A 12316-nucleotide genomic window follows, 5' to 3' on the forward strand; every position below is an offset into this window, starting at 1 on the left:
ATATTGATCGGAATAATGCAATTTCTTTAGAAAGGAGGTAAACGATATGGAAATTGCGAGATCACCGGAACCTTCCCAGTCACCTGTGCATTTCCGTTTTTCAGATATTATCAGTGAAGCCTATGGCAAAATGCTGCATCGCCCCTTGTATGCCTGGGCACTGATCATCCTGGGACTGCCTGTTCATTTGGTCACTTTCTTCATTCATTGGTCTCGGAGAGGCAAACAATCTTCCTCTTCACTCATGGAGCAAATTAGAACAGAGCTGATCGCTTCAGGCGACCGGGATGAATTGAAACGAAAATACATAACCCAGCTGGAGCGCAAGCATGCTTTTTTCAATCAGAAGGTATCAGCAGCACAGCTTGAATCAGAGGCTGAACAATGGACAGAGGAATCTTTCCAGTCCGCAGTATTGCTCCAGGCTGAAGAACGAGGAAGAGCCCTTGGTCTGGATCAGCGAAGCTATCATCAGAGGTTTCAGTCCTGGCTGCAGCAGCCTTTGTTCCTTGGTATTTCATTACTTCCAGGACTATTGATGTACATACTTATTCTTCTGTACAGCAACCCCTACGTGAAGTATATCTTTGAGAGACTGATCATGAGCTTTTTCGTCATCATAGGAGTCACCATTGCAGTATTTTCAATCCTGTACCTATCTCCTTTCGATCCGGCTGCCAACATTCTCGGCGAAGGGGCGACGAAGGAGCAGATCGCGAATTTTAATCACATTTACGGTCTGGATCAGAGTTATTTCGCACAGCTGTGGAACAATCTGAAGGGAATAGCGTTGTTTGACCTCGGTACTTCCTACACCGGCAATGAAGATGTAGCGTCGAGTATCGCACGTAAATTTCCGATTACACTTACTTTGACCCTGATATCACTTCTTATGGCCATCATCATTGCGATTCCTGTAGGCATAATTTCAGCAACCAAGCCTAATTCCTTTTTTGACTACACCTTTATGTTCGTCGCACTGATCGGTCTGTCCATCCCGAACTTCTGGCAAGGGCTCATCTTTATAATGAACTTCTCAATTAAGCTGGGCTGGCTTCCCGCCACCTTTAATCCTGAGAATGCAGCTTCGATCATCATGCCGACCATTGTGCTCGGTACCGGCCTTACCGCCGCCGTTGCTCGAATGACCCGTTCTTCTACATTAGAAGTCATTCACGAGGATTACATTACTACAGCCAAAGCAAAAGGACTTAGTAGAAGAGCCGTACTCTGGAAGCATGCCGTGGGCAATGCCATTATCCCGATCATTACGGTCATTGGGCTTCAGTTTGGCGGAATGCTCGGCGGTGCTGCAGTAACGGAGAAAGTGTTTAACATCAGCGGTATCGGAAGCTACATCGTCGATAAGCAGTTTATACCTGATATCCCTGGTATTCTAGGGGGAGTCGTATACACCGCAATCACGATCTCCATCGTTAATGTCATTATCGACATTTTGTATGCGTTCTTTGATCCTCGGATCAGATCCAGAATGAAACAATATTAAAGCAGGTGCTTCTTATGTCCATGGTATTAAAGCATGCTTCTCGTTCCGGACAGCTTAAACTATCTACCGAATATGTACAATCTCAATTTACATGGGTTGTCTCTCTTGCTCTTACGCTGATCTTTCTATTTAACAGTTTCGATTGGGGCACCGGCAGTATACAGACTATTGGCTTCACTGCTTTTGCAGCCTATGGCCTGTTTACAATTCTGCAGATCATCATCACTGTTCTTATAAGGAAAGATCTGATGAAGCATGGCGAGATCCGCGGCTCTACAAGAGCGCTGGGATATGTGCAGCTGCTGTCCGTTGCGACAGGCAACATTTTTATCGTCGCTTCCGCATTCCATTTGATTAAGAAGAAAAAGTCCGCCGAGTATACACTCGCCGTATACCTACTTCTTACTCAGCTGTTTGTCATTGTACTATCTGCGTTGAATCTATTTAAGCCTTATGTATCCGACACATTTCTTCCTGCCATGTTTGTACTTGCGGTCGTCCTTCTATTCGATCTCATCGTCCTTGGCTTGACAGCGAGATATGTCAGCTATGATCAGGCACCAAAATGGATGGTTTACATCGCAGTTCCACTGATCATCACGAGCATTACAGGCAACCTGTTTGCTTTACTGTTAGGTGTGAGTCTGCTGATTAAAGTACGCAGCTCTTATACGGTAACTTCCGGCAAGTGGGAACGCGTGTGGGGAAAAATTACGCAAAATACGACTTCGATGCTGGGTCTATTTTTTATCATCCTAATGTTCGCCATATCGGTATGCAGCTATTTCACATTTGACTATGATATGGCCATCGAGAACAATTACAGCGCTATCTTGCAGACACCAAGTCTGAGCTATCCCTTGGGAACCGATCATTTCGGACGAGACTTGTTCTCCCGTATCGTATTCGGCGCAAGAATATCGCTCATCGTAGGCTTCATGTCTACCTTAATTCCGGTTATTATAGGCGGAATACTTGGAGCACTAGCAGGCTATTATGGTCGACGTGCTGACAATGTGATTATGCGTTTACTGGACGTTCTGTACGCTATTCCCGGTATATTGCTGGCCATCGCCATCATCGCTGCATTTGGTGCAAACACAACGAACTTGATCATTGCACTCAGTGTCGGTTCGATACCGACCTACGCAAGAACGATGCGCGCTAACGTACTCATGGTATCGAATTTCGAGTATGTCGATGCTGCCCGTGCCTTTGGCTCAAGCAACCTGTCTATCATTTTCAAGCACATTGTACCAAACTCGCTTGCGCCTATGATTGTCAAGTCGACACTTACGATCGGCGGAGCTGTTATTGCAACAAGTAGTCTAAGTTACTTGGGATTAGGCGTGGAGCCTCACATTCCGGAATGGGGCAATATTCTGAAGGTGGGCAGTACTTATCTTGAATCTCACTCTTATCTCGCCATCTACCCAGGTCTAGCGATCGTTGCGCTTGTCTTGTCGTTCAACTTCTTGGGAGACGGACTGCGTGACGCCCTTGATCCCAAGCTTGATTAAAGCCATCATGTTCATTCATACATTATAAGGAGGAATTTTCCCATGAAAAAAAGTCTACTGCCTCTCTTGCTTGCACTCGTTATGGTTGTAGCAGGATGCTCTGTCAATACGAAATCGGATGTTGCGGAGCAAAATGAACCTACAGCTAACGAACAAACGCCCGAAGCCGGTGCAGTTCAAATCGAGCTGCTTGCTACCAGTGCCAATGAATCCGATGTCAATATTATTCGCGATCAGCTCGTGAAGAACGGATTTGACGTCAAGCTGAATCTGCAGCCAGACTACGGCAGCTTCAAAGCTCAGCAGGATGCAGGCAATTATGATGTAGCCCTCTCCAGCTGGACTACGGTCACAGGGAATCCGGATTATGCTGTCCGCTCTTTGTTCAAGAGCGGCGGAGATTACAGCATCATGGCAGATCCCGAAGTCGACAAATTAATTGATGAAGCAAGTACACAAGCACCTGATGAATATCAGGCGACGTACAAAGCTCTTGAAGATTATCTGGTCTTCGACAAAGCTTATATCGCACCGCTCTACATCTCTCTGAAGAGCCAAGGTATTAACCAAGACGTTCTGAATGCAGATACCGTCCGACTGTCCAAGTCCCGTTCTCAGGTATGGGAATCCATTGACTTCAATGATACCAGCAAGCGTGACACAGACCCGCTGCTCCTTACACAATCCATCTCCACTCTGACTTCACTGGATCCAATTAAGGGGAATGACGGTTCAATCAACGCATTGAATACCAATATGTATGTTCGTCTTGTCAATCTGACAGACGATGACCAAATTACTTCAGAAGGCTCATTGTCCTTAAACAATGTCATTGCTGAAGGAAATTCAGAATACTATTTTGTACTGCGTGACGATATCCATTTTGCCAAAATTACGGATAAGCAAGCTGCAGATTCGGGAGAGCGCGTCGGAGCAGAGGATGTTGTATTCTCTCTGAATCGTGCTAAGGATCCTAACTCCGTTCCGGATCACCGCACCTACTCTCTGCATGAGCACATTCAAGATGTTGAGATCGTGACCGATCTGGCTGCACTTGACGCTGTACAGCAAGCAGGCAGCGGAGACAGCGTGAAGCAAGCACTTGAGACTGGCCTTGACGGACAAATTACAGAGCTTGTCGCTGACAAAACACAAGCAGATAACAAAGCAGGCAAGTATCAAGTTGTGAAGCTGACGACTACAGAGCCTTTCCCTCAGGTTCTTAACTATCTGGCTCACCAATCCGCAGGAATCGTGTCCGAGAAGCAAGTGAAGAGCATCAACACTTATGATGTAGCAAGCTTCGACGTTAACAAGGATATTCCTTATGGTGATCAAAACACAGTAACCGAAGGCGACAAGTACAACAATACACTATATGCGAGTGGTCCTTACATTCTGTCCTACAAGAATGACTACGAAGCTGTATTCTACAAAAACCCGGGCTATATGACCGGAACTGAGCATGAGCCTAAGATTTCAACGGTGATCGTGAAGTTCATTAAAGACGCTGACAGTGCTCTCTCTGCTCTTCGCAGTGGTGAGATCCATATGTATTACGGTGTTCCAGAAACGAAATATGATCTGGTAGAACAAGACAGCAAGCTCAAGCTTCAAACGATGGAAAGCAACGGAGTAAGCTACCTCTTGTTCAATACAAAGGGACGAGATGTAGCAGAGAGTGAAGATTTGAGAAAAGCCGTACTTTATTCCATTAATCAAGATGAGATTCTTACCTTCTATAATGGAAACAAAATCAAAGCGTCTTCAACGGTAAGTCCGCTTGTGAAGACTGGAAATGAGCTAGTAGCTGATTCGGCTAAGGTTAAAGAATTCCTTGCCAGCTATCAGGCGAGTAAACAGTAAGCTCTGTCCAGTATAGCCCTTCAGTACAAAGAGGATAGTCTCCCTAGAACCGGGAGCGCTATCCTCTTTGTTATATTAGGATTTTGTCTCTATTTTCCAGTATTCGCTTAGTCTGAATTTCACCTCTTCTAACGCATAGGATCCCTTCCATGACCGTATACATAGAGATACACTCCACACACATCACAATATGGATACTGCCCCCATATTCACATACTTCTTGAAATTCATGTTAATAAGACAATATTGTAATAATCCTAGTCTTAAGACTAGGATTCATATAGACTATAGTCAAGATGCAAAACAATACCCCAGTACGTTTATAACTGCTTGCTAACAAGCTAGAATGGGTTTATCGATTTGTTGGAGGGGAAAAGTTACATGTCAGCGAATAGTTACATTTATATCGTTCTGACTTCTTCAGGTACGTATTTTTCTAAAATGATTAAATATTATACGAAAGCACCGCTGAACCACGCGTCGATTGCTTTTGATGCTGAACTGAACGAAGTTTACAGCTTCGGCCGCAAGAACGCAGCGAATCCTTTTAATGCCGGACTGGTCCGCGAGGATTATCGCTCTCCCTTCTTTCACTCGTCCGAGTGCGCAGTATTCAGACTGAAGGTTACAGCTGAGCAATATGAAACTATGCATGATCTGGTGAAGGAAATGATGAACAAGCAGCATACCTACAAGTACCATCTATTGGGGTTAATCGGTGTTATGCTGCAGATTGAGCTGCATAGGGAAAATGCGTATTTTTGCTCTCAATTCGTATCCTATGTGCTCAGCCAGGCCGGGGTCTCTCCTGTTCGGAAGCCGCCTCACTTTGTTAAACCATCGGATTTTGAAGATGCGGATATGCTGCAAGAGCTGTTCCGGGGAAGGCTCGCTGCCTATACGAAGCAGCCCGAATCTCTTAATACAGGCGGTATGGAGATCATCAAGGCCCGTATAATATAATGCGGGTTTAACTGATTTACATTTTGGATTAAGATAGGATGTTTATATCAAATGGGCTATGAAATTTTATTAGACCTCATAGGAAGTATTGGATACTTTGCCTTATTCCTCGTATTATGCCTTGGCCTGATCGGTCTTCCGATTCCCAACGAAGTCGTCGTCATGACAGCAGGTATGCTCGGAGCATCCGGAGTTCTGATTGAGGTGCCTGCTTTTTTGGCAACAGCTCTGGGCATCTGTTCGGCCATGACTGTGGGGTATGTCGTTGGACGGTACTTAACACAAACTAGTATCTTTAAAAGTTTAAGGAGAACGGAGAAGACAGAGCGTTTCTTCGCGCTTTCGGAACGATGGGTTGCCAAATATGGCGGCTTCGCCATCAGCCTGAGTCTCTGTCTGCCTATATTGAGACATGTTACGATGTATGTGGTGGGCATGAACTCCATGTCTTACCGCCGGTTTGCGGCCTTTGCCTATCCATCTGCCTTTCTATGGACTCTAGTTTATTATCTGATAGGCAGAACGCTCGGTGATCATATTCTTGAGATCGGTGCGCTCATTAACCAGTACGGTATGCTGATACTGATTGCACTAGTTGCTCTGCTCGTCCTTTATGTGCTGTATCTGTACTTCCGCAGCAAGCAAAATCCCGAGAATAAGGAAAAGTCGATGAAGATTTAAATGGGTAAGGCTTGTAATCCCAATCCTACGAAAATGGAGGCTCTTAACCATGCATCATCTTGAATCGCAGCTTACAGTACAGGAAATAGCTCATTTCTTCAGCGGTTTCCAGCCGGAATTACACAGCAATCCATATCCATTCTATCAGCGCTTACGAAGCGAGCATCCGGTTATCTATCTGGAGGATCGGTGGATGTGGATCGTTTCCAAATATGAGCATGTGCAGTCCATACTTAAGAGTCCTCTCATGATACGTGAAAGAGAGCGTCTCCTGACAGAACAGGAACGGGAACAATTACCTCCTGCCCGCTATCAGAATATCCAGTCCCTTGTGAAGGACTGGATGCTGTTTCGTGATCCGCCTGAGCATACCCGGCTTCGCAGTCATGTTGCCTATGCATTCACGCCAAAGACGCTCGAGCAGAGCAGGCCGAAGATATATTCTATTGCGGAATCCTTGGCAGATCAATTGGAGATGAACCCGGATTCCAACTTTATGCAGACCTTTGCCTTCCCGCTCCCTGTCGTCGTTATTGCGGATATGCTGGGTGTGCCGGATGAAGACCAGGAGTTTTTCAAAAAATGGTCGAACACGCTTGCCAAACTGCTTGATCTGTCCTTGATGGATGATCAATTCTTTGAAGAAGCAGATCGCTGTTCAGCAGAAATCAGAGACTATTTCAAGCAATTCGTACAAGAACGGAGAAAATCCCCTCAGGATGACATCATCAGCCAATTAATTCATGTGCAGCAGGAAGAGCACAAGCTTAGTGACGAAGAACTTATTAACAATTGTATCCTGCTACTGGTTGCCGGACATGAGACGACGGTGAACCTGATCGGCAATGGTATGAAGACGCTGCTGGAGCATCCTGAATCCTATGAAATGCTCGCTGCCAATCCGGAGCTCACTGCATCTGCCGTTGAAGAGATGCTAAGATATGAGTCTCCTGTGCAATTCACCAATCGGGTGGCTTCTGTCGATGTGGAATATGGAGGTAAGCTGATTCCGCAAAAGGCAGAGATTATCGTTAATCTGGGAGCTGCCAACCGGGATCCAGATTATTTTCATGACCCAGATGTATTTGATATTACACGCAGCAAGAACCGGCATTTGTCCTTTGCAAGTGGTGCTCATTTCTGCCTTGGTGCTCCGCTTGCGAGAATGGAAGCCGCTATTGCTTTCGAAGTGCTTACTCGCCGTTTTCCTCATATGACAATGGGTGGAAGATCTCCTGTGTGGCGGGATAATGTGCTGCTCAGAGGACTAGAATCCTTGTATGTGAAGGTATAGAAATTACTGCGTTATCCTTATCGCAACACAGCAGAAGAGCCGGTTTGCTGAGTCATTAGATGATGACCCAGCAAACCGGCTCTTTATTTTTCCCTAATTTATAGCATACTGTAATCCTTGCCTGCGTTCAGTTCTAATATTCTCCATTGCTCGTCTGTTCTAGCATCGCATACATAATATACACGGTATCATTGAATGCAATTTCTGCTTGCAGTGCTGTCTCGTCTTTAGGACTAAAAGTGTTTATCCTGTTCTTGGTGTTCATGCGCAGGACACCTAATATTTGAGGTTCACCCAACTGTAGCTCAACGCGCTCCTCATCAGTGAAGCCAGCGTCCCAAGCCACTGAAAAAGGAGCGTCTTCATTCATTTGGATGGAGGGTAATTCCGTAAGACTGGTACTTCCACTTCCGGCGTACAGCTTGCCGTATTTATGCTGCTGACCCTTATCCAAGATCAGGAATCCCCATTTGGTTCCTGATAACATATCAGGGTCAAACTCAGAAGCAAGCCCCAATATTTTGTCCTGCAGCTTCCCATTCAGGTAAACGTCAGTCCACATGCTAATTCTATGCGCCTGATCCTGCAGTTCATTTGGAATCGTAAGATCATAGAATCGAGCTGTTCCCAATCTCAGGTCTTCGAATGTTTGGGAATAAGCCGCTGAATCAGAATACTCAAGCGTAACTGCACTCGAATCCTTAGCACACCCTCCTATCAACAACATACTGCTCATCAGTAATGCAATCCATTGATTACGTTTCACGTCTTAAACTCACCTCATTGCTATAAACATTATTTATAGTAAGAAGTTTGTTTAAAATTTCGCGCAACAGCGGCAAGCAGGTAACAAAACGATCGATTATGTCCTATATAAAAAGAAGAAACATCATACCTGCCTCTGCCTGGTTCATACGTAACCAGAAGCCGATTTCCCATCCGTTCCATGGCATACTGCACAAAATATTCGGTAACCGGACCATCAAGCATGGTAACATAAGCATATAAGGAGTGATCATCCGCCTCATCCAATATACTGACTCCTGCACACGAAAATTCAGTTGGAATGGAAGCTTCCTGCAGTGCCATTAAAGCCGGGTATATTGCAGCATCTACGTACACTCCATTAAAATCACACAGCGCTTTGCCTGCGGTTATCGGTTTGGGACGCTCGATCCAGGCAGCCAGCTCTCTTCTCCTTCTCGTCCACAGGTTGGAGGATTGCTGACTGATGAGCAGCTCTTTCTCTGCTTCCAGCATAATGAAGCCACCACACTTCTTCATTTATATTTATTATTACTATATAGCAGCTCTTGGTTTAAATCCAACGATCGTAAGAGATCGTTCACTAGCTAACATTCCTAAATTTAATTTATTGCTTTTTAAGCTTGTGTCTGCACCCATGGTAAAGGATTTGACAGCTGAGACCAGTCCATCGTCATCTCCGCATCGGTGAGCAGACATTCGTCCAATTCAGCCTCAAGCATCGACTGATCCATCTCAATTCCAATCATTACGATCTCATTCATTCGATCACCGAATTCGTCATCCCATTTGCTTCGAAGCTCCGGTTCCTCAGCTAAGAGCTCGTCACGCTCCTGCTCCGGTAATGCAGCCACCCAGTATCCTGCTGGGCCAAATTGAATTGAAGGTCCCGCTTGGCTGATACTTGCCGCCATATCCTCCTGTGCTGCAATCCAGGCAAGTCCTTTAGCCCGAACAACCTCCTCCGGCCAGGTTCCCATAAATTCAGCCAGGCGCTCGGGGTGAAAGGGCCTTCTACGTCTGTAAACAAAAGAACTTATGCCGTATTCGTCTGTTTCTGGTGTATGTGTCTCCTTCTGCAGCTCTTTAATCCAGCCGGGCGACAGACTTGCCTTCTCAAAATCAAACCTACCTGTATTTAAAATTTCCTTCGGATCGATCTGTCCCTGAATAGTCCGAATAAAATGCGCCTCTGGCTGCAGCTTGCGCAGAATACTCTCCATTCGAATGAGCTCTTCCTCGTGGACAAGATCACACTTGTTCAAAACAAGTACATTGCACATTTCAATCTGGTCGATGAGCAGATCTACGACATCTCGTGTGTCTTCTTCTCCAGTTCCCTGATTGCGGTCAAGCAGACTCTCTCCGGAAGAGAAGTCATGCCAGAAACGGTTGGCATCAACTACGGTGACCATACAATCCAGTCGAGCATAAGACGTTAAATCAATGCCTGAAGCCTCGTCATCATAATAGAAGGTCTGCGCAACTGGCATGGGTTCCGAGATCCCCGTTGACTCGATTAATATATAATCAAATCGCTTCTCTTCCGACAACCTTTTGATCTCATGCATCAGATCCTCACGTAATGTACAGCATATACAGCCATTAGATAATTCTACCAGCTGCTCTTCTGTTCGAGATAGATTCGCACTTCCTTTGACCAATGCTGCATCAATGTTAATCTCACTCATATCATTGACGATGACTGCAACCTTCAAGCCCTCACGATTGTTCAGAACATAATTAAGCATGGTTGTTTTCCCTGACCCTAAATATCCACTAAGTACGGTAACTGGTATTTGTTCTTTCAAAGGTAGATCCCCCTGTACTTTTCTTATTAGTAATTATTACGATTAACAAAAGCGAATATACCTCTCTTTCTCTCACTTGTCAACTCTAATTACGGCTTCTTTTTATCAAATCGATAAATTTGGTACAATCAATACATATTCCAAGAAGGAGAATCCAAATGTTTAAAATAATGATCGTTGAGGATGACCGATCTCTGGTATCACTGCTTGTTGAACACTTACATAAATTCGGATTCGAAACCCACGCGGTGCAGCATTTTGATTTCGTACTTAGGGAATTCAAAGACTACCAGCCCCATCTGGTACTGCTGGATGTCAATCTTCCCAGCTATGACGGCTACTACTGGTGCAGACAAATCCGCGGTATCTCAACCTGTCCGATCGTGTTCATCTCCGCAAGGGACAGCAAGATGGATCAAGTGATGGCACTCGAGAATGGAGCCGATGATTATCTTACCAAGCCCTTTGATTATGATATCGTCATTGCGAAGCTGAACAGTCATCTGAGAAGAGCCTTCGGTTCGTACGCTGCTCCTTCGAGTGACCGGACGGTTACACTTGCTGGTCTTACTCTTGATATGGAACGGCTTGCCTTATTTTATATGGATCAGAAGCTTGAAATCAGTCATACCGAAGCTAAAATGCTGGATGAATTCATGAATAAACCAGGGCAGGTTGTCAGCCGCGACCGACTATTGGAGAAGATCTGGGATGAGCATTCCTATGTAGATGACAACACACTGAATGTATACATAACACGTGTTCGCAAGAAGCTTGCCGGACTTGGACTGCCGGGTGTCCTTGAGACGATTCGCGGTATAGGCTATCGTCTTCACCCCGAGCTTCAGGTGGAGTCCAAGACATGAAGAAGGGATTTAGACTGTTTTTGCGGGAACAAACACCTCTTATCTTTATTTATTTCATTCAACTCGCTGTCATCACTTTTGTATATTGGCTTGGCGGATTCAAGAACTGGCCCATTGCGCTGTATGCAGCCCTTCTCAGCGGTGCGCTGTTTGTTGGTTATATGACATACCGATACTTGACCCACCGCCGATTTTATAAGCGGTTATCTGAGCCCGTAGCCTCGGTAGAAGAGATCACCTACACTTCAGAGCACGCTCCCTTGCCTGAAAGTTTACATCAGCTTACGCTAAGCCATAATCGTGTATATCAAACTCGTCTTCTTGGTATCAAGGAGCAGCTTGATCAGCATATCCATTTTATTCATCAGTGGGTGCATCAGATGAAGACCCCGCTGTCCGTGCTGCATTTGATGAATCAAGGACGTGATGATGAAGAGTCCGCGGCGATAGGAGATGAGCTGGACCGGATGCGCAAAGGACTTGATATGGTGCTGTATGCGGCAAGACTCGATTCATTCGAGCATGATTTATATATTGAACCCGTATCACTAAATACCTTGGTCAGATCCGTTACTTCTGAGCAAAAACGTTTGTTTATTCGTAATCATGTCTTTCCTTATGTAGATATTGACCCTCAGCTACAAGTGATCTCCGATGAAAAATGGCTGAAGTTTATCGTTACTCAGCTGCTGACGAATGCCGTGAAGTATTCAGGAGGAAGGAACAAGAAAATCCAGTTCCGCGGATATAAGCAGAAGGATCAAATTATTCTATCGGTGGAAGATGAGGGAATCGGAATTCCGAAGGAGGATATTAACCGTGTGTTCGATCCTTTCTTCACAGGGGAGAATGGAAGAACGGTCCAGGAATCTACAGGGATGGGACTCTATTTGGTTAAGGAAGTAGCCGACAGACTTGGTCATTCCATCACTTTAAGCTCCGTACAGCACCAAGGAACAAGGATTGAATTGATTTTTTAGCTGTCGCAGCGACTCCATTGCTGATTGTCTTACAAATCTGTAAGCTAACTGTAAGCCTGCATA

Annotated in this window: 11 protein-coding genes; 8 read left to right on the forward strand and 3 right to left on the reverse strand. The window is 45.2% G+C overall.

The window, feature by feature from the left end; genetic code table 11:
• Window positions 1-46: 46 nt before the first annotated feature.
• The 6 genes from BK126_RS01355 to BK126_RS01380 all read left to right on the forward strand — a co-directional run bounded on the left by BK126_RS01355 (window position 47) and on the right by BK126_RS01380 (window position 7831).
• Window positions 47-1507: an ABC transporter permease gene (locus tag BK126_RS01355; protein ID WP_083655675.1), complete on the forward strand. Its 1461-nt coding sequence runs from the start codon at window positions 47-49 to the stop codon at window positions 1505-1507.
• A gap of 20 nt (window positions 1508-1527) precedes the next feature.
• A complete protein-coding gene (locus BK126_RS01360; RefSeq protein WP_076312491.1) occupies window positions 1528-3027 on the forward strand; it encodes an ABC transporter permease in 1500 nt (499 codons plus the stop codon).
• Between the two features lie 42 nt (window positions 3028-3069).
• Window positions 3070-4893, forward strand: a complete 1824-nt coding sequence (locus BK126_RS01365; RefSeq protein ID WP_076310946.1) for an ABC transporter substrate-binding protein — start codon at window positions 3070-3072, stop codon at window positions 4891-4893.
• 381 nt (window positions 4894-5274) lie between these two features.
• A complete protein-coding gene (locus tag BK126_RS01370) occupies window positions 5275-5856 on the forward strand; it encodes a hypothetical protein (protein ID WP_076310947.1) in 582 nt (193 codons plus the stop codon).
• A 51-nt stretch (window positions 5857-5907) separates the two neighbouring features.
• The gene (locus tag BK126_RS01375) at window positions 5908-6537 is read left to right on the forward strand and encodes a DedA family protein (protein WP_076310948.1); all 630 of its coding nucleotides are present in this window, start codon (window positions 5908-5910) and stop codon (window positions 6535-6537) included.
• Window positions 6538-6586: 49 nt separating this feature from the next.
• On the forward strand, window positions 6587-7831 hold the full coding sequence (locus BK126_RS01380; protein ID WP_076310949.1) for a cytochrome P450: 1245 nt from the start codon (window positions 6587-6589) through the stop codon (window positions 7829-7831).
• Window positions 7832-7964: 133 nt separating this feature from the next.
• On the opposite strand, the gene BK126_RS01385 is transcribed toward BK126_RS01380, so the two are convergent.
• The 3 genes from BK126_RS01385 to BK126_RS01395 all read right to left on the reverse strand — a co-directional run bounded on the left by BK126_RS01385 (window position 7965) and on the right by BK126_RS01395 (window position 10407).
• Window positions 7965-8597, reverse strand: coding sequence for a hypothetical protein (locus BK126_RS01385; RefSeq protein WP_076310950.1), 633 nt, complete (start codon window positions 8595-8597; stop codon window positions 7965-7967).
• A 29-nt stretch (window positions 8598-8626) separates the two neighbouring features.
• On the reverse strand, window positions 8627-9091 hold the full coding sequence (locus BK126_RS01390) for a hypothetical protein (protein ID WP_076310951.1): 465 nt from the start codon (window positions 9089-9091) through the stop codon (window positions 8627-8629).
• A gap of 122 nt (window positions 9092-9213) precedes the next feature.
• The gene (locus BK126_RS01395) at window positions 9214-10407 is read right to left on the reverse strand and encodes a GTP-binding protein (protein ID WP_076310952.1); all 1194 of its coding nucleotides are present in this window, start codon (window positions 10405-10407) and stop codon (window positions 9214-9216) included.
• Between the two features lie 158 nt (window positions 10408-10565).
• Between BK126_RS01395 and BK126_RS01400 the strand changes: the two genes are divergently transcribed.
• Together BK126_RS01400 and BK126_RS01405 are read left to right on the forward strand one after the other, a co-directional pair.
• On the forward strand, window positions 10566-11273 hold the full coding sequence (locus tag BK126_RS01400) for a response regulator transcription factor (protein ID WP_076310953.1): 708 nt from the start codon (window positions 10566-10568) through the stop codon (window positions 11271-11273).
• Window positions 11270-12253: a sensor histidine kinase gene (locus BK126_RS01405; RefSeq protein ID WP_076310954.1), complete on the forward strand. Its 984-nt coding sequence runs from the start codon at window positions 11270-11272 to the stop codon at window positions 12251-12253. Before BK126_RS01400 ends, BK126_RS01405 begins: the two co-directional genes overlap by 4 nt.
• The last annotated feature ends 63 nt before the right edge of the window (window positions 12254-12316 follow it).

Origin of the sequence: Paenibacillus sp. FSL H7-0326 (assembly GCF_001955535.1) — a bacterium.
GTDB classification, from domain to species: domain Bacteria; phylum Bacillota; class Bacilli; order Paenibacillales; family Paenibacillaceae; genus Paenibacillus; species Paenibacillus shunpengii.